Below are 26,467 nucleotides of genomic sequence, written 5' to 3'. Positions count from 1 at the left end.
GGATTAACGGGAGTTATTTCCTTGAAATAATTATTTCCATATGCTAAAATTATACATTGAGTTTATGAGCAATAATAAAAAGAGGAAAGGAATTTGTTCGATTATGAATACTTACGAAGAATTAAAGGCTCGTGGTCTTATTGCGCAGGTGACAGACGAGGAATTAATTAAAGATTTAATTAATAAAGGAGAGGCTGTTTTCTATATAGGTTTTGACCCTACAGCAGATAGTTTGCATGTTGGACATTTTATGGCTCTTTGCCTTATGAAGAGACTTCAGATGGCAGGAAACAAACCTATAGCATTGTTAGGTGGCGGAACAGCCATGATTGGTGATCCTTCAGGAAAAACAGATATGCGTAAAATGATGACTAAGGAGACTATCGATCATAATATTGAATGCTTTAAAAAGCAGATGAGCAGATTTATAGACTTTTCTGACGGAAAAGCATTAATGGTTAATAACGCTGACTGGTTATTGGACTTAAATTACATTGATGTTTTAAGAGATGTTGGAGCACATTTTAGCGTAAACAGAATGCTTACTGCAGAATGTTATAAGCAGAGAATGGAAAAAGGACTTACTTTCCTTGAATTTAACTATATGATTATGCAGAGTTATGACTTTTACAGATTGTATCAGGATTACGGCTGCAATTTACAGTTCGGTGGAGATGACCAGTGGAGCAACATGCTTGGTGGTACGGAACTTATCAGACGTAAGTTAGGAAAAGATGCCTCAGCCATGACTATTACACTACTTCTTAATTCAGAAGGAAAGAAGATGGGTAAAACAGTTAGCGGTGCAGTATGGCTTGATCCTGAAAAAACTTCACCATATGAGTTCTATCAGTATTGGAGAAATGTAGATGATGCAGATGTTATTAAGTGCTTAAAGATGCTTACATTTGTTCCGTTAGAAGAAATAGAAGAAATGGAAAAGTGGCAGGGAAGTGAATTAAATAAGGCAAAAGAAATTCTAGCATATGAGCTTACAAATTTAGTTCATGGTGAAGAAGAAGCAAAGAAGGCACAGGATGCATCAAGAAAGATATTTGCCAACGGTGGTATTTCAGGTAATATTCCAACTACAACATATTCAAAAGATGAAATAGATGCCGGAAAAGATATTCTTACACTGTTAGTAGATACAGGACTTGCAAAATCAAGAGGTGAAGCGAGAAGACTTGTACAGCAGGGTGGTGTTTCCGTCAACGGAGAAAAGGTTAATGCCATTGAAACATCATTTACTACTTCAGAATTTAATGAAGATGGGGTTTTACTTATTAAAAAAGGTAAGAAAGCTTTCCACCAGATAAAAGCAGATTAATTATATTAATATAACCGGAGGCATAAAAATGAAGAAATATGGATTAAATGAACTTAGAAAAATGTATTTGGATTTTTTTAAGTCAAAGGATCATTTTGTAAGAGGAAGCTATTCATTAGTTCCTCACAACGATAACAGTCTTTTACTTATAAATGCAGGAATGGCTCCACTTAAGCCTTATTTTACAGGACAGGAGATTCCACCAAAGAGAAGAATGGCTACATGCCAGAAGTGTATAAGAACAGGTGATATTGAAAATATTGGAAAAACTGCGAGACATGGTACATTTTTTGAAATGCTTGGTAACTTCTCTTTTGGTGATTATTTCAAAACAGAAGCTATTCACTGGTCATGGGAGTTCCTGACAGAGGTAGTTGGCTTAGAGCCTGACAGATTATATCCTTCTGTATATTTAGATGATGATGAAGCCTTTGATATTTGGAATAAAGAAATCGGAATTTCAAAGGATAGAATATTTAAGTTTGGAAAAGAGGATAATTTCTGGGAGCACGGAGCAGGTCCTTGTGGTCCATGTTCTGAAATTTACTATGACCGTGGAGAAAAATATGGATGTGGAAAGCCGGGATGTACTGTCGGATGCGATTGTGACAGATTTATTGAAATCTGGAACAATGTATTTACGCAGTTTGAAAATGACGGCAAGGGAAATTATACAACATTAAAGAATAAAAATATTGATACAGGAATGGGACTTGAAAGACTGGCAACAGTTGTTCAGGATGTAGACTCAATTTTTGATGTTGATACAATTAAAGCACTTAGAGATAAGGTTTGTGAAATTACCGGGAAAGAATACAAGAAGGAATATAAATGGGATGTGTCCATCAGAATTATAACAGACCATATCCGTTCAGCAACATTTATGATTTCAGACGGAATTATGCCTTCAAATGAAGGACGTGGATACGTTTTAAGAAGACTTATCAGACGTGCTGCAAGACATGGAAGATTGTTAGGAGTTAAGGGACAGTTTTTGGCAAAACTTTCAGAAACAGTTATTGAAAGCTCAAAAGACGGTTATCCTGAACTTGAAGAAAAGAAGAGCATGATTTTCAAGGTTCTTACAGAGGAAGAAAACAAATTTGATAAGACTATTGATACAGGACTTAGCATTTTAGCCGACATGGAAGAAGAAATGAAGGCAAAGAATGAAAAAACTTTGTCCGGTGAAAATGCATTTAAGTTATATGATACTTATGGATTCCCACTTGACCTTACACAGGAAATTCTTGAGGAAAAAGGATTTGATGTGGACGAAGACGGCTTTAAGAAGGCAATGGAAGTTCAGAGAGAAACAGCCAGAAAGGCAAGAAAAACTACTAACTACATGGGTGCTGACGAGACAGTATACGAAAGTCTTGATACATCACTTTCAACACAGTTTGTAGGTTATGATAAATTAATTGAAGATTCAGTTATTACTGCTCTTACAACAGAAAAAGAAGTTGTACAGGCATTAGCTGATGGCGACAAAGGTACTATTGTTGTGGAACAGACACCTTTCTATGCTACAATGGGTGGTCAGGTAGGTGACAAAGGTATCATTAAAACAAACGAAGGAACATTTGTTGTTGTTGATACAATTAAGCTTCACGGCACCATGGTAGGACATGTAGGTTATGTTAGTGAAGGTATGATTCAGGTAGGCGATAAGGTAACTTTAAAGGTTGATAGTGCAAACAGAAATGCAATAGCTAAGAATCATAGTGCAACCCACTTACTTCAGAAGGCATTAAAGCTTGTTTTAGGAAATCATGTTGAACAGGCAGGTTCATATGTTGATGCTGAGAGACTTAGATTTGACTTTACTCATTTTCAGGCTATGACACCGGAGGAAATTGAAAAGGTTGAAGCCTTAGTTAATGAACAGATTGAAAATGGACTTGATGTAGTTACTGAAGAAATGAGTCTTGAAGATGCCAAAAAGACAGGAGCAATGGCATTATTTGGTGAAAAGTATGGTGACAAAGTAAGAGTAGTATCTATGGGAGACTATTCTATTGAACTTTGTGGTGGTACTCATGTATCAAATACAAGCACAATTTCATATTTTAAGATTATATCTGAATCAGGAATTTCAGCAGGTGTAAGACGTATTGAGGCTTTAACAGGAACAGGTCTTATGAAGCACTATGCAGATGTTGAAAAGAAACTTCACGAAGCTGCAAAGGTAGCTAAGACAGAACCAAACAATTTGGTTAAGAGAATAGAAACATTAAATGAAGAAATTAAGGCTTTATCTTCTGAAAATGAAAAGTTAAAGGCAAAAATGGCAAACGCATCAGTTGGTGATGTTATGAGTCAGGTTGTTGAAGTAAATGGTGTTAAACTTTTAGCAACAAAGGTTGCTGACGTTGACATGAATGGATTAAGAAATCTTGGCGACCAACTTAAGGATAAGATGGGCGGCGGAGTTGTTGTTTTAGTGTCAACTACAGGCGACAAGGCTAACGTAATTGTTATGGCAGATGACGATGCTATATCAAAGGGTGCCCATGCAGGAAATATGATAAAAGAAATTGCCAAACTCGTAGGAGGTGGCGGCGGTGGTCGTCCAAACATGGCACAGGCAGGTGGAAAGAACCCGGCAGGTGTAGATGAAGCCGTAGCTAAGGCAAAGGAAATTCTTGAAGCACAGATTGGATAGATACTTTTCAGGCTTTAACCTGGAATATCGTGAAAAAGCTATTGACTGTAAAGAAAAATATGGTATAATATTTTAAGTGTTTAGGCACAAATACCTACAGTTTTAGGAATCTATAACTGAAGGGAGGTCAGGAAGAGAATGTCAAGCGTTATCGTTAAAGAAAACGAATCAATCGACAGTGCATTACGTCGATTCAAGAGAAATTGCGCTAAAGCTGGTATCCAGCAGGAGATTCGTAAGAGAGAACATTACGAAAAGCCAAGCGTAAAGCGTAAGAAAAAATCAGAAGCAGCTAGAAAGCGCAAATATAATTAATTATAAAAAAAGTGCTGTTGCGACAGTGATTTACATCACGACTGCAACGCACTTTTTTTCTATGTTCTAACAGCATAAAGATTTCATAGTATATATTGGGGGGATAATATATGTTTAACGTTGATAATGAATATGATATTCCAAGGGATGTAATTAATAATGAATGTTTATGCCAAATTACCGGAAGACGGGAAGTTATAGTTGAAAATTATAAAAGAATTAAAAATATCAGTGAAGAAGAAATTGAAGTAATATGCAAAAAATATAATATCCGTGTTATGGGAGAAAAACTCATCATAAGTTATTATAACAGTGATACCATGGTAATAGGCGGGTGTGTAAATGAAGTTCTCTTTTGTTAATTTGTTTTTTTCATGTTTTGAAGGAAAAAAATTCCACTACATAGTTATAAAAATTAATGAAAATCACATTTACAGATTTATAAATAATACAGGGAAAATAAAATTAAGGGATATACATTCAAAAGATGGAATTACGGAAATAACATTTAATTATAAAGATAAAAACAAAGTTCTTGATATTGCTGAAAAAATGGGAATAAAGATACTGGATATAAAAGAGAAAGGAACATATACATATATTACAAGGCTGCCTGTGATAAAGTCAGTGACATTTATTTTGGCAGTTTTTACATTGTTATTAATTATTAATTCTCACTTTATCTGGAATATTGATGTGGAGGGAAATTACAGTTATACATCAACTCAGATTATGAGGTTTTTAAAAAAGATGGATATAAAAGAAGGAATGAGAAAGAACCGGATAAACAGTGATGAAATAGAGAAAGAAATAAGAAGAAAATACAATGACATAAGCTGGGTTTGCGCAGAAGTAAAGGGAACAAATCTTATTGTCCATATAAAAGAAAACTATATCACTGAAATTTCCGCAAAAGAAGACAAAACTTATGACCTGATTGCTAACAGGGACTGCACCATAAAGTCCATTTTAGTGAGAAAAGGAAAAGGAGTGGTAAAAGCCGGTGATAAAGTAAAAAAAGGAGATGTTCTGATATCCGGTATTGTAGATGTTTTTAATGAATCCGGGGAAAAAATATTTACAAAATTATGTAATGCAGATGGTGATGTTGTGGGAATAACTAATCTCTCTTATAATGATAAAATTTCCGATACATATTTTGTTAAAAATATTAAGCATAAAAGGACTTACTATGCACCTTTAGTAGCGGGATACACGTGGAATATAAAAGAAAATGACAAAAATGAAACTGTTGTAAAATCGGAAAGAAATTTTAAAGCATTTGGAAATTTCTATTTGCCCTTTGGGATGGAAAAATATGTGGTTACAAAGTTTGAAAAAGAGAAGAGAAATTACACAAAAGAAGAAGCTAAGAAAAAACTATATGATAGATTCAATTACAAAATGTCCATATTAGAGCAAAAAGGGTACAAAATATTAGAAAAAAATGTTAAAATAGACAAGAAAAAAAATCATTATGTTTTTTCGGGGACGATTAAGTGTTTAGAACCTTTAGGAAAGGTTTCTTATATTGAAAGCGAAAAAATAAATGAGATTGAATCAGAGAATAATAAAGAAACCACAAAATCTGATTAAGAAAAATCATGAAGGGAAAAATATGAGCGTAATAGAAAATATAATAGATATTCCAATGGAACATGAAAAGAATGTTTTCGGACAGTTTGATTACAATATAAAGAAAATCGAAAAAACATTACATGTTACCATAATTTCAAGAGACGGACAGCTTAAAATTATTGGAGGGGAAGTGGCAGCTAAGAGAGCACGTCATGTATTTGAACAATTAATGGAACTGTCAAAGCGGGGCAATGAGATAACAGAACAGAATGTTGACTACGCTTTATCTTTAAGCTTTGACGAAAAAGAGTCTGTAATGCTGGAATTAGATGATGATATTATTTGCAGAACGGTTATGGGAAAGCCTGTTAAACCCAAAACATTAGGACAAAAATCCTATGTAGACCAGATAAGAAAGAAAATGATAGTGTTTGGCATTGGCCCGGCAGGAACCGGTAAAACTTATCTTGCAATGGCAATGGCAATAAACGCCTTAAAAAACAATGAGGTAAACAAGATTATTCTTACAAGACCGGCTATTGAGGCGGGAGAAAATCTTGGATTTTTACCGGGAGATTTGCAAAGCAAAGTAGATCCTTATTTAAGACCTTTATATGATGCACTATATCAGATAATGGGAGCAGAAAGCTTTATCAGTAATAGCGAAAAGGGAATTATTGAGGTGGCACCTCTTGCCTATATGCGTGGCCGTACTTTAGATAACGCTTTTATTATTTTAGACGAAGCACAAAATACAACTCCGGCCCAGATGAAAATGTTCCTTACCCGTATTGGATTTGGCTCAAAGGTAATTGTAACAGGAGACAGAACCCAGAAGGATTTGCCAAGGGACACGGTTTCGGGTCTTGAAGTTGCCCTCAGGGTACTTAAAAATGTAGACGATATTGGATTTTCATTTCTTGACAATAATGATGTTGTAAGACATCCTCTGGTACAAAAAATTGTAAAGGCTTACGAGGAATACGAAAAAAAAGGAAAGGGTAAAAAATAGACATGTCAGTTTTTATAGAAAATGAATATGGTAAAAATATTGATATTGATTACGATACAATAATAAAAAAGGTAGCGGAAGAAGCAATTGACTTTGTGAAATGCCCCTTTGAATGTGAGGTTAATGTTACCATTGTGGACAATGACAGCATTAAGGAAATAAATAAAGCTCAAAGAGATATTGATAAAGAAACGGATGTTTTATCGTTCCCGTTAATTGACTATGATTCTCCTGCTGATTTTACCAATGTTGAAGACGATATTAACTATTTTAACCCGGATTCAGGGGAATTAATGCTGGGAGATATTGTAATATCCTACGACAGGGTTATAAGTCAGGCTTATGAGTATAATCACTCAAAAGTAAGAGAAATTGCTTTTCTTACGGCTCATAGTATGCTACACTTATTCGGTTATGACCATATTAAGGAAGATGAGAGAGAGGATATGGAAAACAAACAGAATATTATTCTTAATAATTTAGGGATTACAAGGGAGATTTAAAATGAACAAAAATAAAAAATTAATAGTAACTTTGGTTATTGCAGGTATAATTACGGTGGCAGTAGGCGGAGTGGCACTGCTTGCCATGTTTGTTATACCTAACAAAAAAGTAGAAAAAACAGAAGTGACAGAAACAGAAGAGACTACTGTACAAACTGTTGAAACCACAACGGCAGATCCTTATGTAGGTAAAACTCCAAGTTTTTTAACGGGAGAATATGTAAAGGATAAAACAGCAAAAAGAAGACCTGTGGCATTAATGTATAACAACATTATAAACGCCATGCCACACTCAGGAATAAGCAATGCAGATGTTTGCTATGAAGCACCGGTAGAAGGTGGAATTACCCGAATTATGGGAGTTTTTCAAAATTATGATAAATTAAAAAAGATGGGTTCAGTTAGAAGCTGTCGTATTTACTACTGTGCTTTTGCTTTAGAGTGGGATGCTATTTACAGCCATTATGGTCAGTCACAGTATGCTTTGGGATTTTTAAAAAGTGACAAAATAGACAATGTAGGCGCCCTTAATGCGGAAAATTATTTTTACCGTACCACAGACAGAGTGGCACCTCACAATGCTTTTACATCAGGAAAGAATTTAAATAACGCAATAAAAGCTCTTAAATACAGAAAAGAATACAAAAAAGGCTACAAGGGTCATTTTAAATTTGCAAATTTTGGTGAGAAGGTAGACCTTAACAGTAAGAAAACAGCTAAAACCGTGGAAATGGGATATGTTATAAATAAGCCGTGGTACAAGTTTAAAAATGGTCAGTATTACAGATATCAGTATGGAGAAAAACATATTGATGACCAGAACAATAAACAGCTTCATTGCTCAAATATAATAATTCAATTTGTGGATTCCACATTATATCCTGACAATAAGAGTCTTAATATTACATTAAACGGTTCAGGAAAAGGCTGGTTTATTACCAACGGAAAAGCAGAAAAAATTACATGGAAAAAGGACAAGCAAATGTCCGGACAAACAAAATACTTTGATGAAACAGGAAAAGAAATTGTTTTAAATACAGGAAAAACATGGGTGCAGATAGTTCAGAATGAATATGCAGATAATGTTGTCATCAAATAGAATAAGGATAAATAAATGAGTAACAAATCAAAAAGTAACAGTTTTATAATTCAGGGAAGCATTTTAGCATTTGCAGGAATATTAGTAAGAGTAATAGGTCTTATTTACAGAATACCCCTTAACAGAATTTTAGGGGAAAGCGGAATGGGATATTACGGCACGGCATTTGAGATATACAATGTTCTTATTTTGCTGTCATCCCAGAGTATGCCTCTTGCAGTGTCTAAAATAGTTTCAGAAAAGTTAGAAAAAAAGCAGTACAAAAACGCCCACAAGGTGTTTAAAGGTGCTTTAATTTACGGTATCACAATAGGTGTTATATTTGGAATGCTGGCGTTTTTTGGTGCTGACTGGATTTCCGTTAAAATATACAAATTACCTCAGGTTGCAATTCCTCTTAGAATATTGGCACCTACTCTTACGGTAGCCTGTGTTTTAGGTGTTTTAAGAGGGTATTTCCAGGGAATGGGAAATATGATACCAACCTCAGTATCACAGATTTTTGAACAGATTGTAAATGCTGTTGTAAGTGTTATTGCAGCCTATGAATTAGGTGCATATGGATATTCATTGTCGAAAATGGCTGATGAATCTGAAACATTTAGGGCTTCATATTCTGCTGCCGGTGGTACCTTAGGTACATTATGTGGTGCTGTTACTGCACTTATTATAATGATTATTATTTTGTACCGTCATTTTGGAAGCATTAATTCAAATATCAGAAAAGATATAACCAAGTCCGTGGACAGCTACGGTACCATAACAAAGGTGATTGTTTTTACCATTACACCGGTACTTATAAGTACAACAATATATAATATAGGAAACCTTTTGGACAATCCTATATTCCAGAATATAATGTATAGTATTTCGCCTGAAAGCACTGAGGCACAGCGAAGTGCGGTATATGGAAATTATACGGGAATTTACAGAACCCTTACAACAATGCCTATTGCCATTGCATCGGCATTATCCACTGCAATAGTTCCTTCACTGGTTCGTTCATATGTTGCAGAGGATAAGTCCGTAGTAAAAAACAAAATAGATATGGCACTTAAATTCTCCATGATAATTGCCTTCCCATGTGGTATGGGATTGTCGGTGTTGGGAGTGCCTATTAATAAGCTCTTGTTTGGAAGCAGCGGAGACGGTGCAGCACCTATGATGGTGTTTAGTATTTTCACAGTAATAGCATTTTCACTGTCTACCATTAGCAATGCAATACTTCAGGGAATAGACAAACTTAAGGTGCCAATTAAAAACTCAGCCATTTCTTTAGGCTTACATTTAATTATTTTGCCTTGTCTTTTAATTGTGTTTAAATTAAATATTTATGGGGTGGTTATTGGTGATATTTTGTTTGGAGCAACTGTTTCTGTGTTAAATGCCATGTCAATTAAAAAGTATTTAAATTACAGACAAAACATGTTTGAAACCTTTGTAAAGCCTTTTATTTGTGCAGGAGTTATGGGAGCAGGCTGTTTTGGAATATATAAGTTATTTAATGGTTTAATTAAAATTAATGCTATAAGTACAATAATTGCTATAATGGTTGCAGTGGTTATATATGCTCTAATGCTGGTAATTACGAAAACAGTAACAGAGGATGAACTTTTATCCATGCCAAAAGGGGCAATGATCGCTAAACTTATGAAAAAAATTCATATGATATAAAAAATCGTATAAAAAATACAAAATATGTAAAAAATATATGCAAGGAGTGATTTATTATGAGCAAACGAGCATATATTTTTTGTTTAGTGGTTTTTATAATTGGATTTTTGGCTGCTTATATCGTGGGAGTGGAAATAGGCACTAAGGAAGGTGACAATTTAAAGGAAAAGGTTGTAAATGTTTCACCGAATAACAAAAGTGATTCAAAGGAAGTGGAAGGCTACTGGGTTAAAGATTTAAATGATAAAATTGTTGTTTATAAAAAAGATGGAAAAACCGTTGTAGCTGAAACGGATATTGTTGTGTCAAGGCTTCCCGAGGCAGACAGAAAAGTCCTTGAAAATGGAATTTATATTGAAAATGCCGAAAAACTGTTTAAGTTTTTAGAGGCAAACACCAGTTGAAAAAAGGAATTAAAATGAAAGTAGTGATAATAGGAGCCGGAGCCGCCGGACTTATGGCGGCAATTACGGCAGCTGAATGTGGTCATAAGGTAACGGTTATAGAGCACGAAAACAAGCCGGGAAAGAAAATAAACGTAACCGGTAATGGAAAATGTAACATTACAAACAGTGCTCTTACACCGGATAAATATTATGGCAATAAAGATTTTATAAACAACGTAATAGAAAGATTTAATTATAAAGATGCTCTTAATTTTTTTGAAAATATGGGAGTTTATTGTTATGAAAAAAACGGCTTTTATTATCCTTTAAGTAATCAGGCTGTTACGATTACTAATGCACTTTACAATGAAGCATTGTCTTTAGGGGTTACAATAAAAACAAATAATAATGTGAAAAGTGTAACAAAAAAAGATGATGGCTTTGTACTGGATATAGGAATTGATTTGTTTTGTGACAAATTAATAATTGCAACAGGGGGAATGGCGGCACCTAAAACAGGTAGTGACGGTAGCGGATATGAATTAGCAAAAGCCTTAGGTCACACCATTGTTAAGCCTTGTCCTGCACTTACAGCCTTAGTATGTGATGAAAAGTTAAAAAAGGCATCAGGTGTAAGAGTGAAGGCAAAGGTACAAATTAAAGATAAAAACATAAAGGATTTAGGGGAACTTCAGATTACAGACTATGGAATATCCGGTATTCCGGTATTTAATATAAGCAGAAGTGTTAATGAGAAAGAAAATGTAATTATTGATTTTGCTCCTGATTATACATATGACGAAGTGAAAATATTATTGGAAAAAATCCTTAAAAGAAGAGATAAAATGCCGGTATTAACGGCACTTAACGGATTGTTTAACGAAAAGCTGGCAGCCGTATTTCTTAAAGAAATAAAACTGCAAAGTAATGTTAAATGTACTGATGTTATAGATAAAATTACTATGTTATGTGATACTATAAAGTCCTTTGAAGTTACCGTAAAACGAAAAAAAGGATTTGATTTTTCTCAGGTAACATCAGGAGGGGTTAATACTTCTGAAATTAATAAAGATACAATGGAATCCCTTATTTGTCCTAATCTTTATTTTGCAGGAGAAATAATTGATGTTGACGGAAGATGCGGTGGTTATAATCTTCAGTTTGCCTGGAGTAGCGGATATATAGCAGGAGAAAGTATAAGTAAATGAAGTTTTTAAAGGTTTCAAATATAAAGTTGAGTATAGATGAAAAGGAACAGAAGGCATTTGAAAAAGCTATAAAAATAGCAGGAATACATAGTGACGACGTAATAGAAAAAAAGATATTAAAATATTCCATTGATGCCAGAAAAAAGCCGGAAATCAACAAGATTTATACGGTTTTATTTAAGGTAGAAAACTATAATAAAACAAGAAAAAACGTTACGGTGACAGATAAGGAAAAAAAGTATGATTTTGCTCCCACAGGAACCTGCTCCATAAACAAAAGACCGATAATTGTGGGATTTGGGCCGGCAGGAATGTTTTGCGGATATATGCTGGCAAAGTATGGTTACAAGCCTATAATTATTGAGCGTGGAAGCAGAGTGGATGAGCGCATTAAAAAAGTAAATGCTTTCTGGAATGGTGAAAAACTGGATACTTCCTGTAATGTGCAGTTTGGAGAAGGTGGCGCAGGAACTTTTTCAGATGGAAAGCTTAACACAGGTATTAAAGATAAAGAAAACAGAATCGGTTTTGTATTAAATACCTTTGTTAAATTTGGCGCTAATCCTAAAATTGAATATGATGCAAAACCACATATTGGAACGGATGTTTTAAGCGAAGTTGTAAAAAATATGCGTCATGCCATTGAAGATATGGGAGGGACCTTTTATTTTGACACTACAGTTAGTGAAATCCTGTTAAAAAATGGCAGGGTTAATGGGGTTAAATTGTCAAATGAAGAAGTAATTGATACGGATATTTGTTTATTGGCAATAGGACATAGTGCCAGAGATACTTTTGAGATGCTTAACAGACTAAACATCCCTATGGAAGGAAAGCCTTTTGCCATGGGAGTAAGGGTTGAACATCCCCAGAAAATGATAAATAAAAGCCAGTATGACTTTGAAGACAACAGGTTAGGAGCTGCAAATTATAAGCTTACTTACAAAACAAAAAAAGACCGTGGAGTATATTCGTTTTGTATGTGCCCCGGTGGCTTTGTGGTAAATGCTTCATCAGAGGAAAAGGAGATAGCAGTAAACGGCATGAGCTATTCTAAAAGAGACGGCGAAAATGCCAATAGTGCTATAGTTGTGGCATTATCACCAAAGGATTTTAGAAGCAGTCATCCATTGGCAGGAATGTGGCTTCAAAGAGATATAGAAAGGGCTGCCTATAAACAGGGAAAGGGCAATATTCCCCTGCAAACATATGGGGATTTTAAGAAAAAAATAAAGTCAGAGAAAATTGGAAAGATTATTCCTCAAATTAAGGGGGGATACACTATGGCGGACATTAATAAGGTATTGCCGGATTTTGTGTGTGAAGCCTTAGTGGAAGGCATTGATTATTTTGGAAAGGTAATTGATGGATTTAACAATGAAGATACTGTTTTATCAGCACCGGAAAGCAGAACTTCGTCTCCTGTAAGAATTATCAGAAATGATGATTTTGAATCAGAAATCAAGGGGCTATATCCAATAGGAGAAGGTGCAGGATATGCCGGAGGAATAACATCTGCGGCAATAGATGGAATTAAGGCATTTGAGGCATTGGCAAAAAAATACAGACCTTTGCAATAATGACTTTTTTGAAAAAATGTAGTATTATATAAAGATGTGTTAAATGTAGAAACATTGTTAAGGAGAGGCATTATGAATATACGTTTTTTGGCGCAGTCAGAATACTTTAACGGATTACATTTAAAAGATGATATTATTTTGGAAAAGGAATATGAACAGGGTCCTTTTACTAATCTGCCAAAGGTGAGATATTTTCTGTATTATCTTGAGGAAAATGTAAGAAAGGAAGTTATGCCATATACTGACAAGGTAGATGTTTTTAATATTACCAATTGTCAGTATGAATCAGATTATCTGTATTTTACTGAGTACACTGATATGTTAGACGGCGGCTACACTTTTAATATTATAAGATATAATATAACAGACCATACTCATACAAAGATTATTTCTCTAAAGGACAATATTAATTTGTATCCTGACAATAAGCAGATAAAAATCTTTATTTTAGATGAGTCAAATCTGATTATTCAAAGAGCTCTTCCAAAGGTAAGTGCCAATGGACTGTTAAAGGAATTTTTTGATTTTACCTTGGTTTTATTTGATTTTGTTAAAAATAAGCAGATTGTAATTGAAGACGAAAATCTGAAAAATAACGGTATTGAGTTTGTCCTTCCATACAATGAGACAAACTGCATAATGAAAACGGGATATTCGGTTTTTGAAAACGACAGACATTTAAACCTTGAGAAGGAAGAGGCAGCTGTTGAGAACCTTATAATTGTAAACATTAAGCAGTTTATCAGTGATTTAAAGTTAGAACAGCAAAATATGGTTATGAATTCCATAGACCAGGCTTACTATGATACAACGGTAATTAATGCAAAAATCATTGATAATTTTTTGATTTATTCAAAGTTTAACTATGAAAAAAATGATGAAATAATTGTTTTTTACGATTTAACTTCAAAAAAGGAAGAAGAGAAAATTTATACCTGCATTAATAAAACCACAACAGGGGAGTATCTTCTTAAAAATGCAACAGTTATAGATAATAAGCCTTATATGATTAAGAAAAATTCTTCAGGCACCCAGTTCTTTAACTTAATTACAAATGATGTGGATGCAACATATCCTGAGGATTTAAATATAAAATTTGTAAATAACAACACGGTTATTTCAACATTTGCAGATAGAACTTTATTTGGCAAGGAAATTAAGTTAGTGGGAATACATAAGTTCCCGTCAAAGAAAATTATTTTACAGGAAAGGGGAGAATATATAGGCAGTGTTGCTTCTAACAACGAGACTACATATATATTCCTAAAATAAAATGGACAAAAACAAAATTAACAGAATTAATGAATTATATAAAAAGTCAAAGACAACAGGACTTACTGAGGCTGAAAAGGAAGAACAGCAGAAACTTAGAACAGAATATAGAATGGCAATTATTGGTAATTTAACAGGAGAGCTTAATACTATGAGCATTAAGTATCCTGACGGAACAATTAAAAAAGTACAGCCTAAAGGGGATGGACATTAATTTAAAATGACAACAAAAGACTCTTTACGAAAAGAAATACAAAATAAAAGAAAAGAAATGCCTAAAAATCAGGTAGACATATTAAGTAAAAAGATATGTGAAAGGTTAATAGACAGTTCCGTTTACAGGGAAGCTAGGTCAGTGTTTTGCTATAATTCTATAAGAAATGAAGTGGATTTATCATTTCTTATAGAAAAGGCAATTGCAGATGGAAAGAGGGTTTCTCTGCCCAAGGTTCTTGATAAGGCAGGCATTATGAAGTTTTATGCCATTGACAGGTTATCAGGGCTTAAAAAGGGGGCTTATGGAATATTTGAGCCTGATGAAAAAAATGAAGAAACTACGGCTGATTTAATATTAGTTCCGGGAGTGGTTTTTTCTGAAAGTGGTGACAGAATAGGTCAGGCAGGAGGCTTTTACGACAGATACCTTAAGGATTACCCTATTAAGTCTGTGGGAATATGCTATGATTATCAGATTTTTGAGGAAATACCCACAGAGGACCATGATGTGAAAATGTATCATATTATTAGCGAAAAAAGATTTATAAATATTAATTAAAACAGGAGATTAGAATGAGTTTTACTAACGAGACGGAAAAGCAGAAATATTATATACAGAAATGTAAGGAATTAGTGAAAATAAAAGAACAGCAATATGGCAGAAAACTTTCAGCATGTGTTGTCACTTTCGGCTGTCAGATGAATTTTAAGGATTCAGAGAAACTGATGGGTATACTTAGTGAAATAGGTTACGAAGAAACTGACGATGAACATGCTGATTTGGTGTTGTATAATACCTGTACCGTAAGGGAGAATGCCAATTTAAAGATATATGGAAGGTTAGGCTATCTTTCAAAGATAAAAGAGAAGAATCCTGAAATGATTATAGGTTTGTGTGGATGTATGATGCAGGAGCCGCAGGTAGTTGAAAAGTTAAATAAAAGTTACAGATTTATTGATATAATTTTTGGAACCCACAACATATTTTTGCTGGCACAGCTTTTATACGAGAGACTTATAAGCGGACACAAGGTTGAAGATATATGGGATGGAACAACGGAAATAGTTGAGGAGCTTCCAACAGTGAGAAAGTATGACTTTAAATCCGGTGTAAACATTATGTACGGCTGTAACAATTTTTGCAGTTACTGTATTGTTCCCTACGTAAGAGGCCGGGAAAGAAGCAGAAATCCAGAAGATATTATTGATGAAATTAAGCAGTTAGTAGCTAACGGTGTTGTGGAAATAATGCTTTTAGGTCAAAATGTTAATTCATATGGAAAGACTCTTGAAAATCCCATAACCTTTGCACAACTTTTACAGCGGATAGAGGATATTGAGGGACTTAAGAGGATTAGATTCATGACTTCCCATCCAAAGGATTTGTCAGATGAATTAATAAAGGTTATGGCGAAATCAAAGAAAATATGTAAGCAGATGCATTTGCCCCTTCAGTCTGGAAGCAGCCGTTTACTTAAAATCATGAACCGACATTATAACAAGGAACAATATTTAACCCTTGTGGAAAAATTAAGAAAAGAAATACCGGATATTGGTATTACAACAGATATTATAGTGGGATTTCCGGGAGAAACAGAAGAAGACTTTGAAGAAACCCTTGATGTTGTAGAAAAGGCACAGTATGATTCAGCCTTTACATTTATATATTCTAAACGTTCCGGAACACCTGCTGCAAAAATGCCTGACCAGGTGCCGGAGGATGTTGTAAAAGATAGATTTGACAGACTTTTAAGTTTGGTAAATAGCATCTCAAAAGAAAAAACAAAAGCTTTAGAAGGTAGTGTTCAGGAAGTTTTGGTAGAAGAAGTAAATAAAAAAATTCCGGGATATGTTTCAGGAAGATTAAGCAACAATTCAGTTGTACATTTTCCGGCTGATGTATCTCTAATCGGAAGTCTTGTAAATGTTAAATTAGAAGAAGCAAAAGGTTTTTACTATATGGGAGAAATGGTGGATTAATATGGCTTTACCACAGATGATGCAGGACGTATGGGATAATCACTTAAGTGAACTTACGCCTATGATGAAAATGTATTTAGAAACAAAAAAGCAGAATGATGACTGTATAATATTTTATCGTTTAGGGGATTTTTATGAAATGTTTTTTGACGATGCAATAACAGCATCAAAGACCATGGAAATTACCCTTACGGGAAAAAGCTGTGGATTAAAGGAAAGGGCACCTATGTGCGGTGTCCCATATCATGCAGTGGATACTTATATAAATAAGTTGGTTACAAGAGGATATAAAGTCTGCATAGTTGAACAGACTGAAGACCCGGCACAGGCAAAGGGTCTTGTTAGAAGAGAGGTTGTAAGAATTGTCACACCGGGAACTAACTTAAATACCACGGCAATGGATGAGGGAAAGAATAATTATCTTATGTCCATTGCTTATGTAGGGGGAAAATTTGGTATTTCAATAGCAGATGTAACTACAGGAGATTACTATGTTACGGAAGTGGCAACTGAAAGAAATGTTTTAGATGAAATAAACAAGTTTACCCCTAGTGAAATAATATGTAATCACTCATTTTTAATGTGCGGTATGGATATAGAAGATATAAAAAATCGTCTATCCATATCTGTTTTTGAGTTAGAGGAATGGTATTTTGATGAGGAAAACTGTTCAGATATTCTTAAAGAACATTTTAATATAATAGACTTATCAGGGCTTGGTATTTCTGAAATGAGTTTAGGAATTATTGCCTCAGGCTCACTTCTTAAATATCTTTATGAAACTCAGAAAAATTCCCTTTCACATTTGTCTAAGCTTATCCCGTACTCTACTAGTACCTTTATGATTTTAGACACTTCCACAAGAAGAAATTTGGAACTGTGTGAAACTTTAAGGGAAAAGCAAAAAAGAGGTTCCCTGCTGTGGGTTCTTGATAAAACAAAAACTGCCATGGGAGCAAGAACTTTAAGAAATTATATTGAGCAACCCTTAATAGATAAAGAAGAAATTATAAACAGACAAAAGGTGATTGAGGAGCTTAACAATTCCCTTATTACCCGTGATGAACTTAGGGAATATCTTGCTCCTATTTATGATTTGGAAAGATTACTTAGCAAAATTTCCTACAGGTCTGCAAATCCAAGGGATTTAATTGCATTTAAAACATCATTGGAAATGTTACCTCATATTAAGAACATCATAAAAGATTTTAAGTCTCCACTGTTTCTTGATATATTAGGCAGATTAGATACATTAGAGGACATAACAAAGCTTATTGCTGAATCAATAAATGATGACCCTCCTATTAATATTAAAGAAGGTGGAATAATCAGAAGTGGCTACAATGAGGAAATTGATAAATTAAGAAGTGCCAAAACAGAGGGTAAAACATGGTTAGCTCAGCTTGAAGCAGATGAAAAGGAAGCTACAGGCATTTCTAAGTTAAAAATTAAATATAACAAGGTTTTCGGATATTATATTGAAGTTTCAAATTCATTTAAGGATTTAGTGCCGGATTATTATATTAGAAAACAAACCCTTACTAATGCAGAAAGATACACTACAGATAAGTTAAAGGAACTTGAAGAGGTTATTGTAGGGGCAGAGGACAAGCTGTTTTCTCTTGAATATAATATATTTACGGCTATTCGTGATGAAATATTTAACCAAATAAACAGAATACAGCAGACTGCAAAGGCAGTGGCTCAAATTGATGTTTTTGCATCCCTTGCCTTTGTTGCTGAAAGAAATCATTATGTGAAGCCGAAAATAAATGAAAAGGGTGTAATCGACATAAAAGACGGAAGACATCCTGTAGTAGAGAAAATGATTCCTGAGAATATGTTTATAGCTAATAACACATATCTTGACATGAATCATAACAGATTATCCATTATTACAGGTCCTAACATGGCAGGAAAATCTACATATATGAGACAGACGGCACTGATTGTGCTAATGGCTCAAATAGGGTCATTTGTTCCTGCCAGTGAAGCTAATATATCCATATGTGATAAGATTTTCACAAGAGTGGGGGCTTCAGATGATCTGGCAAGTGGTCAAAGTACATTTATGGTGGAAATGACAGAGGTGGCTAACATATTAAGAAACGCCACATCAAAGAGCCTTTTGATTTTAGATGAAATAGGAAGAGGAACCAGTACCTTTGATGGATTAAGTATAGCATGGGCTGTTGTTGAACATATTTGTGACAAGAAAATTCTTGGGGCAAAAACATTGTTCGCAACCCATTATCATGAACTTACGGAGTTAGAGGGAACGCTGCCGGGAGTTAACAATTACTGCATAAGCGTTAAGGAGCAGGGAGATGATATTGTATTCCTTAGAAAAATCGTAAAAGGTGGAGCAGATAAAAGTTATGGTATTCAGGTAGCAAAATTAGCGGGAGTTCCTGACAGTGTATTAAACCGTGCAAAACAGCTGGTGGTGGAATTAAGCAATGCGGATATTTCCGCAAAGGCAAAGGATATTGCTGCGGGACTTCAGCCGGGAAGTAATGTTTTACCGGGAATAAATGATGATGCGGAAGCACATCAGATGACCTTATTTGATACTATTAACGGTGATGAAATTATAAAAGAAATTGAGGAACTAAATTTAGGTGAAATGACACCTATAGAGGGACTTAATTATTTATTTAAGCTACAAAATCAGTTGAAAAACAGATGGTAGTTATTTTAGGAGTGTTACATGAAGAAAATTCAGGAACTTGACCAAAGTACAATTAATCAGATTGCGGCAGGAGAAGTGGTTGAAAGACCTGCATCGGTAGTAAAGGAATTGTTGGAAAATGCCATTGATGCAGGCTCTACAATGATTTCCGTTGAAATAGAAGACGGCGGACTGTCTCTTATCCGAATAACGGATAATGGCATGGGTATTGACCCGGGAGATATAAGAATTGCATTTAAAAGGCATACTACCAGTAAGATTAGAACTGCCGTTGATTTATTAAGTGTATCATCCCTGGGATTTAGAGGTGAAGCTTTGTCAAGTATAGCTGCAGTATGTCAGGTAGAGCTTATTACAAAAACTGCTGAAAACCTTACAGGATACAGGTACAAAATTGAAGGTGGAAAAGAAACACTGTTTGAGGAAATTGGTGCGCCGGAAGGTACAACTTTTATTGTAAAAAATATATTCTTTAACACTCCTGCTAGAAGAAAATTTTTAAAAACAGCCCAGACAGAGGCAGGATATGTTTCAGACATTGTGGAAAAAATTGCCCTTTCACATCCGGAAATATCCATTAGTTTTAAAAGCAACAGACAGTTAAAAATCCATACTGCAGGAAATGGCAATTTGAAGGATGTCATATATAATGTTTATGGTCGTGAAATTACCGGTAATGTAATTGAAATAAATCAGGAAAATGATTTTATGAAAATGACAGGATACATTGGAAAGGCAATAATATCAAAGGGAAACAGAACCTTTGAAAATTATTTTATAAATGGCAGATATATAAAAAGTAACATTCTTTCTAAAGCCATTGAGGCAGGTTACAAATTTATATTAATGCAGCATAAGTACCCTTTCACTGTATTAAATTTTGAAATTAATCCGGAATATCTGGATGTAAATGTTCATCCGTCAAAGATGGAACTTAGATTTAGAAAAGGTGAAAGTATATATCCCTGGGTGGAGGAATGTATTAACAATGCCTTAATTGAAAAACCGAATATTATTGATGTTGAATTAGAAAAAATCAAGGAAATACAGGATGAAATTAAATATGTTCCTGAGCCCTTTGAGATAAACAGACAGCATATTGAAGAAGCAAAGGCTTTAAGTGTAAATAGTCAAAGCAATATAGGCAGTACTAATTATAAGGCACCGGATCACGTTTTAGGTGATTTACCTGAGCATTTAGATGTAGGGGAAGATAATAATTACAAGGCAAATACAGATAGGGTAAATACAGACAGGGTGGCTGTTACACCTAAAAATAATATGGTTCAGCAGCAAATCACGGAGGTTTATGATGATTTTTTAAGTGAGGTGGCTAAGCCTAAGCATAGAATTATAGGGCAGGTGTTTAAAACATACTGGATTATTGAATATGAGGATAAAATGTATATTATAGACCAGCATGCTGCCCACGAAAAAGTAATGTTTGAGTCTCTTATGAAGAAATTTCATGAAAAAAACATAAGCACTCAGTTTATTAATCCACCAATAATTCTTTCTCTTTCCATGAACGAGGCTGCATTATTAGAGAAATATATGGGGAATTTTAAGGAAATAGGATTTGAAATTGAGCATTTTGGCGGGCAGGATTACGCAGTAAGGGGTGTGCCTTCAGATTTGTATTCCTTAGATAGTGAAGAGGTATTAATGGAAATAATTGATAATCTTTCTAATGAAAATACAAAGCTTGTGGCAGACAGCATTACAGACAAAATTGCATCCATGTCCTGTAAGGCTGCGGTAAAGGGAAACAGCAATATGTCATTTAACGAGGCAGATGCATTAATTACCCAGCTACTTGCCCTTGAAAATCCGTATAACTGTCCTCATGGAAGACCAACAATTATTTCCATGAGCAAATACGAGCTTGAAAAGAAATTTAAACGAATAATTTAAGGAAAAATAGCAATGAAGAAGAAACTTATTATTGTTACAGGTCCCACAGCTGTAGGGAAGACAGAATTAGCCATTGACTTAGCTAATAAGGTTAATGGTGAAATTATAAGTGCTGACTCAATACAGGTATACAGATATATGAATATAGGCTCTGCGAAGGTTTTACCGTCGGAAACTAAGGGAATAAAGCACCATCTTATTGATGTATTAAATCCCGATGAGGAGTTTAACGTTCATACATTCCAGCAAATGGCAAAGGAGTGTATGGATGACATATATAAGCGGGGAAAGATTCCCATTATTGTGGGAGGAACGGGATTTTATATTCAATCTGTTCTGTATGATATAAAATTTGATGAAACAGGAAATGAACATGAATACAGAAAAGAATTTGAGGAACTTGCAGCACAAAAAGGAAATCAGTATATTCATAACATGCTAAGAAGCATTGACCCGGTTTCTGCTGACAATATTCATTATAACAATTTAAAACGTGTAATAAGAGCATTAGAGTATTTTTATGAAACAGGAAAACGTATGTCAGAGCATAATGAACAGCAGCATGAAAATGAATCACCATACGATTTTGTTTATTTTGTTTTAAATGATGACAGGGATGCCCTTTATTTCAGAATAAATAACAGAGTAGACAATATGATTAAAGAAGGTCTTTACGATGAAGTAAAGGGTATTCTTGATTTAGGATATAGTGAAGATTTAACCTCCATGCAGGGAATCGGATACAAGGAAATGGCACAATGTGTAAATGGAAACATAAGCCTTGAAGATGCCATTTATCAGATAAAATTAAATACAAGGCATTTTGCTAAAAGGCAATTGACATGGTTTAGGAGGGAAAGAGATGTTACCATGATAAATATTAATGAGTTTGCATATAACAGACAGAAGGTTTTAGATGAAATGCTTATGATTTTGGAAAAAAGAAACATAATAAGAAAAGAGGATTAAAATGGCAGACATTAAGGAAATGTATAAAAACTTCGGCATTTCAGAGGATGTGTATAATTATTCAGTTAAAATTACAGATGCTTTGAAACAAAGATTTCAAGAAATAGACATAATTGCAGAGTACAATCAGTTGAAGGTGGTTAATTCCATGCAGAAAAATCAGGTATCAGAGGCACATTTTGCCCAGACTACCGGATATGGATATAATGATTTAGGAAGGGATACTTTAGAAAAGGTATATGCAGATATTTTTCACACGGAAGATGCTTTGGTAAGACCACAGATAACCTGTGGAACTCATGCATTAGGTCTGGCACTTTCCGCTAACTTAAGACCCGGAGATAAAATGGTTTATATTTCTGGTAAGCCTTATGATACTTTAGAAGAGGTAATTGGAATAAGGGAATCAAAGGGAAGCTTAAGGGAGTATGGAGTTACATACGATCAGGTGGATTTACTTGATAACGGAGATTTTGATTTTGACGGAATAAAAAATAAGCTTACCTCTGATGTTAAATTAGTTGGAATACAACGGTCAAAGGGATATGCCACACGACCTACACTGTCAGTAAAAAAAATAGGTGAAGCAGTTTCTTTTGTAAAAAGCATTAACCCGGATATAATTGTAATGGTTGATAATTGTTACGGTGAGTTTGTGGAAACCATAGAGCCTTCTGATGTAGGGGCAGATATGGTGGTTGGCTCATTAATAAAAAATCCCGGAGGAGGACTTGCTCCAATAGGTGGATATATATGCGGAACAAAGGACTGCGTGGAAAATTGTGCCTACAGACTTACAACACCGGGACTGGGAAAGGAAGTTGGAGCTAATCTTGGAGTTATGACTTCATTTTATCAGGGCTTGTTTTTAGCACCTACAGTTGTGGCATCAGCTTTAAAAGGAGCCATTTTTGCGGCAAATTTATTTGAAAAATTCGGATTTAAGGTAATACCTGACGGAAAAGAAAGCAGACATGACATTATTCAGGCTATAGAATTTGGTAAGCCTGAGGCAGTAATTGCCTTTTGCAAAGGAATACAGGCTGCTGCACCTGTGGATAGCTATCTTACACCGGAACCTTGGGATATGCCAGGATATGATGCACCGGTTATAATGGCCGCCGGAGCATTTGTTTCCGGATCATCTATTGAACTTAGTGCAGACGGACCTATAAAACCGCCTTACGCAGTGTATTTTCAGGGTGGCCTTACATGGCAGCATGCAAAGCTTGGCATACTTAAGGCATTCCAGAATATGGTAGATGACGAATTAATTCATTTAGTATAAGTTTTTGTTATTATTTGCCTTTTATTGTAAAAAACGTATACACATAATTTTTATTGTGTTACAATATCATATGCTTTGAGTTCTAAATTTATTTATATTTTACTTTGTACCTGGAGATGAAGAAAGGAAGATATGAATAAAATTAAAGATATGCCAAGAAGTGAGCGACCATATGAGAAGTGTTTTGAAAATGGCCCTGAAACATTGTCAGACTGTGAACTTTTGTCTGTTATTTTAAGGACGGGAGTTAAGGGAAGCAGTGCATATGATTTGGCAAAAGAAATTATTACGCAGCAGGGAGATGGTACTAATCTCCTGAAAATAATGCATACTACAAAGGAAGAGCTTTTACACATTAAAGGTGTGGGAAGGGTAAAGGCAGTTCAGATTTTATGTATTGGTGAACTGGCAAAGAGAATTGCGTCAATGCCTTTTGTGGATAATGTGAAGTATGATTCACCGAAGAAAATCGCCGGATATTACATGGAAAGGCTAAGACATTTAGAACAGGAAACTTTACATGTTATGTTTCTTGATACTAAATGTAAGCTGATTAAAAGTAAGGAGATTACAAAGGGAACCATTGACAGGTCCATGATTTCCCAGCGGGAAATTTTTGTGGAAGCACTAAAATGTAATGCAGTAAATATTGTGCTGGTGCATAATCATCCCAGCGGTGAACCTACACCCAGCAGGGATGATATTAGAAGTACAAAAAAGATAAAAGAAGCAGGCGATATGGTAGGAATAAGGCTTTTAGACCATATCATTATTGGAGATAATAAATTCTCAAGTTTAAGGGAATTGAAAGTTATATAGAAATTTAACTTGAAGGGATATACTATGAGTCGTAGTGTTTTTGGTATTGATTTTGGTACAAGTAATATAAAAATATATAATGGAATTACTAGAACCACTTTAAATGAAAAAAATATTATTGCCATTAAGAATAAGGACATTTTATTTGAAATTGGCGATGAAGCCTATAAAATGTATGAGAAGGCACCTGAAAATATTCAGGTTATTTTCCCTATTAAATACGGGGTTATAGCAGATTTGAAAAGCATGAAAATGCTTTTTGAACAGTTTTATAAGAAAATGACAGGACCTAGAGGCAGCAAAATGGGAAGATTCTGTATAGCTGTTCCGGCAGATATTACGGAAGTTGAAAAAAGAGCTTTCTATGATGTTGTTGCCAAATCAGACATAAAGGCAAGAGAAATCAAAATAGTGGAGAAGCCTATAGCAGATGCCGTAGGTCTTGGTATTGACATGACCAGTGCCAGAGGTAACATGATTATTAATATTGGAGCTGACACTACGGAAATATCAGTTATTTCATTAGGTGGAATTGTTGTAAGCCGAATTATAAAATTAGGTGGCAACAGACTTGATCAGATGATTTGTGATGTGGTAAAGCGTAAATACAATATTTTAATTGGTTTAAAAACTGCCGAACAGATTAAGAAAACATTATCAGATGCCATGTATGATGAAGATAATGAAGAGGAGGGTGATGACATTTTATATGTTTATGGAAGAAATGTTATTACTGGTCTTCCTTCTGAACGTGGAGTTTCTAAGGACACCATATATGAGGCAATTAAGCAGTTCTTTGATGATATTACAGATTCCATTAAGAATCTTTTAGAGAGAACACCGCCTGAATTGTCAGCAGATATTATAGATACAGGTATTTTCCTTACAGGAGGATCTTCTTCAATTAAAAATTTAGATAAACTCATTGCAAAGGAGACAGATCTTAAGGTTAATACAGTTGAAAATGCAGAGGATTCAGTTATAAGAGGCATATCAATTATTATGTCTGATTCAAGATACAGGAAACTTATGTATGAGCCAAGAGAAAGCTCATTTTAACAGTTACAGTTACAATTTTTATTATTATATATAGGATGAAACAATGAAAAGACAATCAAAATTTAGTGTGAAACCAAAGATTTTAATATTTGTTCTGACGTTAGTATGTATTGCGTCCCTTATTTTGTCATTTGCTTTTTCAGGTTTTTCAAAACCTTTTAAAGCTGTAGCCGGTGTGGCTGTAGTTCCTCTTCAAGCAGGAATTAATAACATTGGCGGATGGATTACTGACAAGGAAGAGCTTTTAAAAACAGTAAAAGAGTTAAAAAGCAGTAATTCCAAGCTAAAAAAACAGGTGGATGAGCTTACTCAGGAAAACAGCCTTTTAGCCCAGAACAAATATGAACTTACAAGACTTAGGGAACTTTTAAAACTAGATGAGGATTATTCACAATATGAAAAAGTGGCTGCTAATGTCATTGGAAAGGATACGGGAAATCTTTTTGACATCTTTATTATTAACAGAGGTTCAGATGACGGTATTCAGGTGGATATGAATGTTATAAGTGGAGGTGGTCTTGTAGGTATTGTTTATGATGTTGGAAAAAACTATGCAAAGGTACGTTCCATAATTAATGATGAAAGTAGTGTAAGCGTTTCCTTTGCCAATACTTCAGATACAGGAATTGCCAGTGGTGATTTAAAACTTATGGAAGATAACGTTATGAATATCACAGAGGTATCTAAGGATGCAAAAATAGCTGAGGGAGATATGGTTGTCACATCACAAATTAGTGATAAGTTTCTTCCAAACATCTTAGTAGGGTATCTTACAAAAATATCCAAGGATGCCAGTGGGCTTACCCAGTCAGGTCAGATGAAACCTGTTGTGGATTTTGAACATATAAGTGAAGTTTTGGTAATTAAGCAACTTAAAGAGGAATTGAAAGATTAATTAATGGTAT

At 34.6% G+C, this 26,467-nt stretch carries 23 protein-coding genes; all 23 read left to right on the top strand.

Annotation, left to right across the window (positions count from 1 at the left end):
- The first annotated feature begins 103 nt into the window (after positions 1 to 103).
- Positions 104 to 1,330, top strand: a complete 1,227-nt coding sequence (gene tyrS / locus DWW68_RS01570; RefSeq protein WP_021953087.1) for a tyrosine--tRNA ligase — start codon at positions 104 to 106, stop codon at positions 1,328 to 1,330.
- Positions 1,331 to 1,358: 28 nt separating this feature from the next.
- A complete protein-coding gene (gene alaS / locus DWW68_RS01565) occupies positions 1,359 to 3,998 on the top strand; it encodes an alanine--tRNA ligase (protein ID WP_207721415.1) in 2,640 nt (879 codons plus the stop codon).
- 138 nt (positions 3,999 to 4,136) lie between these two features.
- The gene (rpsU, locus tag DWW68_RS01560; RefSeq protein WP_005362674.1) at positions 4,137 to 4,313 is read left to right on the top strand and encodes a 30S ribosomal protein S21; all 177 of its coding nucleotides are present in this window, start codon (positions 4,137 to 4,139) and stop codon (positions 4,311 to 4,313) included.
- Between the two features lie 110 nt (positions 4,314 to 4,423).
- On the top strand, positions 4,424 to 4,675 hold the full coding sequence (locus DWW68_RS01555; RefSeq protein WP_021953085.1) for a YabP/YqfC family sporulation protein: 252 nt from the start codon (positions 4,424 to 4,426) through the stop codon (positions 4,673 to 4,675).
- A complete protein-coding gene (locus tag DWW68_RS01550; RefSeq protein WP_118588630.1) occupies positions 4,656 to 5,909 on the top strand; it encodes a sporulation protein YqfD in 1,254 nt (417 codons plus the stop codon). Before DWW68_RS01555 ends, DWW68_RS01550 begins: the two co-directional genes overlap by 20 nt.
- A 22-nt stretch (positions 5,910 to 5,931) precedes the next feature.
- Positions 5,932 to 6,903 (top strand): PhoH family protein, encoded by a 972-nt coding sequence (locus DWW68_RS01545; RefSeq protein WP_118588711.1) that lies wholly within the window; start codon positions 5,932 to 5,934, stop codon positions 6,901 to 6,903.
- A 2-nt stretch (positions 6,904 to 6,905) separates the two neighbouring features.
- On the top strand, positions 6,906 to 7,406 hold the full coding sequence (gene ybeY, locus DWW68_RS01540; protein ID WP_118588629.1) for an rRNA maturation RNase YbeY: 501 nt from the start codon (positions 6,906 to 6,908) through the stop codon (positions 7,404 to 7,406).
- Position 7,407: 1 nt separating this feature from the next.
- On the top strand, positions 7,408 to 8,505 hold the full coding sequence (locus DWW68_RS01535) for a DUF3048 domain-containing protein (protein ID WP_118588628.1): 1,098 nt from the start codon (positions 7,408 to 7,410) through the stop codon (positions 8,503 to 8,505).
- A 15-nt stretch (positions 8,506 to 8,520) separates the two neighbouring features.
- Positions 8,521 to 10,179 (top strand): polysaccharide biosynthesis protein, encoded by a 1,659-nt coding sequence (locus DWW68_RS01530; RefSeq protein WP_118588627.1) that lies wholly within the window; start codon positions 8,521 to 8,523, stop codon positions 10,177 to 10,179.
- Between the two features lie 56 nt (positions 10,180 to 10,235).
- A complete protein-coding gene (locus DWW68_RS01525; protein WP_021953079.1) occupies positions 10,236 to 10,583 on the top strand; it encodes a hypothetical protein in 348 nt (115 codons plus the stop codon).
- Between the two features lie 14 nt (positions 10,584 to 10,597).
- A complete protein-coding gene (locus tag DWW68_RS01520; protein ID WP_243052980.1) occupies positions 10,598 to 11,773 on the top strand; it encodes an NAD(P)/FAD-dependent oxidoreductase in 1,176 nt (391 codons plus the stop codon).
- Positions 11,770 to 13,353 (top strand): FAD-dependent protein, encoded by a 1,584-nt coding sequence (locus DWW68_RS01515; protein ID WP_118588626.1) that lies wholly within the window; start codon positions 11,770 to 11,772, stop codon positions 13,351 to 13,353. Before DWW68_RS01520 ends, DWW68_RS01515 begins: the two co-directional genes overlap by 4 nt.
- A 72-nt stretch (positions 13,354 to 13,425) precedes the next feature.
- Positions 13,426 to 14,625 carry a hypothetical protein gene (locus DWW68_RS01510; protein WP_021953076.1) on the top strand — a complete coding sequence of 400 codons (1,200 nt, stop codon included), beginning with the start codon at positions 13,426 to 13,428 and terminating at the stop codon, positions 14,623 to 14,625.
- A gap of 1 nt (position 14,626) precedes the next feature.
- Positions 14,627 to 14,839 carry a DUF896 domain-containing protein gene (locus DWW68_RS01505; protein ID WP_021953075.1) on the top strand — a complete coding sequence of 71 codons (213 nt, stop codon included), beginning with the start codon at positions 14,627 to 14,629 and terminating at the stop codon, positions 14,837 to 14,839.
- A gap of 6 nt (positions 14,840 to 14,845) precedes the next feature.
- Positions 14,846 to 15,400 (top strand): 5-formyltetrahydrofolate cyclo-ligase, encoded by a 555-nt coding sequence (locus tag DWW68_RS01500; protein ID WP_118588625.1) that lies wholly within the window; start codon positions 14,846 to 14,848, stop codon positions 15,398 to 15,400.
- A gap of 14 nt (positions 15,401 to 15,414) precedes the next feature.
- Positions 15,415 to 16,821, top strand: a complete 1,407-nt coding sequence (miaB, locus tag DWW68_RS01495; protein ID WP_118588624.1) for a tRNA (N6-isopentenyl adenosine(37)-C2)-methylthiotransferase MiaB — start codon at positions 15,415 to 15,417, stop codon at positions 16,819 to 16,821.
- A gap of 1 nt (position 16,822) precedes the next feature.
- Complete coding sequence (gene mutS / locus DWW68_RS01490) at positions 16,823 to 19,513, top strand: DNA mismatch repair protein MutS (protein WP_021953072.1); 2,691 nt, start codon at positions 16,823 to 16,825, stop codon at positions 19,511 to 19,513.
- 18 nt (positions 19,514 to 19,531) lie between these two features.
- Positions 19,532 to 21,427, top strand: a complete 1,896-nt coding sequence (gene mutL / locus DWW68_RS01485; RefSeq protein WP_118588623.1) for a DNA mismatch repair endonuclease MutL — start codon at positions 19,532 to 19,534, stop codon at positions 21,425 to 21,427.
- A gap of 12 nt (positions 21,428 to 21,439) precedes the next feature.
- Entirely contained in the window at positions 21,440 to 22,396 is a 957-nt protein-coding gene (miaA, locus tag DWW68_RS01480) for a tRNA (adenosine(37)-N6)-dimethylallyltransferase MiaA (protein ID WP_118588622.1), read from the top strand.
- A complete protein-coding gene (locus DWW68_RS01475) occupies positions 22,392 to 23,684 on the top strand; it encodes a methionine gamma-lyase family protein (RefSeq protein WP_347497827.1) in 1,293 nt (430 codons plus the stop codon). The genes miaA and DWW68_RS01475 overlap by 5 nt, the downstream gene beginning before the upstream one ends.
- Positions 23,685 to 23,816: 132 nt before the next feature.
- Positions 23,817 to 24,503: a DNA repair protein RadC gene (gene radC / locus DWW68_RS01470; RefSeq protein ID WP_118588620.1), complete on the top strand. Its 687-nt coding sequence runs from the start codon at positions 23,817 to 23,819 to the stop codon at positions 24,501 to 24,503.
- 24 nt (positions 24,504 to 24,527) lie between these two features.
- Positions 24,528 to 25,562, top strand: a complete 1,035-nt coding sequence (locus DWW68_RS01465) for a rod shape-determining protein (protein ID WP_118588619.1) — start codon at positions 24,528 to 24,530, stop codon at positions 25,560 to 25,562.
- Positions 25,563 to 25,605: 43 nt separating this feature from the next.
- Positions 25,606 to 26,457, top strand: a complete 852-nt coding sequence (gene mreC / locus DWW68_RS01460; protein WP_118588618.1) for a rod shape-determining protein MreC — start codon at positions 25,606 to 25,608, stop codon at positions 26,455 to 26,457.
- Positions 26,458 to 26,467: the final 10 nt, after the last annotated feature.

The organism is Eubacterium sp. AF16-48, from assembly GCF_003479405.1.
In the GTDB taxonomy this organism is placed as follows: domain Bacteria; phylum Bacillota; class Clostridia; order Lachnospirales; family Lachnospiraceae; genus Eubacterium_G; species Eubacterium_G segne.
This window is presented reverse-complemented; position numbering and strand designations above follow the sequence as displayed.

Bases quoted from the DNA above. Each gene is read 5' to 3' on its own strand.
- tyrS (WP_021953087.1), top strand. From the start codon at position 104: ATGAATACTTACGAAGAATTAAAGGCTCGTGGTCTTATTGCGCAGGTG.
- alaS (WP_207721415.1), top strand. From the start codon at position 1,359: ATGAAGAAATATGGATTAAATGAACTTAGAAAAATGTATTTGGATTTT.
- rpsU (WP_005362674.1), top strand. From the start codon at position 4,137: ATGTCAAGCGTTATCGTTAAAGAAAACGAATCAATCGACAGTGCATTA.
- DWW68_RS01555 (WP_021953085.1), top strand. From the start codon at position 4,424: ATGTTTAACGTTGATAATGAATATGATATTCCAAGGGATGTAATTAAT.
- DWW68_RS01550 (WP_118588630.1), top strand. From the start codon at position 4,656: ATGAAGTTCTCTTTTGTTAATTTGTTTTTTTCATGTTTTGAAGGAAAA.
- DWW68_RS01545 (WP_118588711.1), top strand. From the start codon at position 5,932: ATGAGCGTAATAGAAAATATAATAGATATTCCAATGGAACATGAAAAG.
- ybeY (WP_118588629.1), top strand. From the start codon at position 6,906: ATGTCAGTTTTTATAGAAAATGAATATGGTAAAAATATTGATATTGAT.
- DWW68_RS01535 (WP_118588628.1), top strand. From the start codon at position 7,408: ATGAACAAAAATAAAAAATTAATAGTAACTTTGGTTATTGCAGGTATA.
- DWW68_RS01530 (WP_118588627.1), top strand. From the start codon at position 8,521: ATGAGTAACAAATCAAAAAGTAACAGTTTTATAATTCAGGGAAGCATT.
- DWW68_RS01525 (WP_021953079.1), top strand. From the start codon at position 10,236: ATGAGCAAACGAGCATATATTTTTTGTTTAGTGGTTTTTATAATTGGA.
- DWW68_RS01520 (WP_243052980.1), top strand. From the start codon at position 10,598: ATGAAAGTAGTGATAATAGGAGCCGGAGCCGCCGGACTTATGGCGGCA.
- DWW68_RS01515 (WP_118588626.1), top strand. From the start codon at position 11,770: ATGAAGTTTTTAAAGGTTTCAAATATAAAGTTGAGTATAGATGAAAAG.
- DWW68_RS01510 (WP_021953076.1), top strand. From the start codon at position 13,426: ATGAATATACGTTTTTTGGCGCAGTCAGAATACTTTAACGGATTACAT.
- DWW68_RS01505 (WP_021953075.1), top strand. From the start codon at position 14,627: ATGGACAAAAACAAAATTAACAGAATTAATGAATTATATAAAAAGTCA.
- DWW68_RS01500 (WP_118588625.1), top strand. From the start codon at position 14,846: ATGACAACAAAAGACTCTTTACGAAAAGAAATACAAAATAAAAGAAAA.
- miaB (WP_118588624.1), top strand. From the start codon at position 15,415: ATGAGTTTTACTAACGAGACGGAAAAGCAGAAATATTATATACAGAAA.
- mutS (WP_021953072.1), top strand. From the start codon at position 16,823: ATGGCTTTACCACAGATGATGCAGGACGTATGGGATAATCACTTAAGT.
- mutL (WP_118588623.1), top strand. From the start codon at position 19,532: ATGAAGAAAATTCAGGAACTTGACCAAAGTACAATTAATCAGATTGCG.
- miaA (WP_118588622.1), top strand. From the start codon at position 21,440: ATGAAGAAGAAACTTATTATTGTTACAGGTCCCACAGCTGTAGGGAAG.
- radC (WP_118588620.1), top strand. From the start codon at position 23,817: ATGAATAAAATTAAAGATATGCCAAGAAGTGAGCGACCATATGAGAAG.
- DWW68_RS01465 (WP_118588619.1), top strand. From the start codon at position 24,528: ATGAGTCGTAGTGTTTTTGGTATTGATTTTGGTACAAGTAATATAAAA.
- mreC (WP_118588618.1), top strand. From the start codon at position 25,606: ATGAAAAGACAATCAAAATTTAGTGTGAAACCAAAGATTTTAATATTT.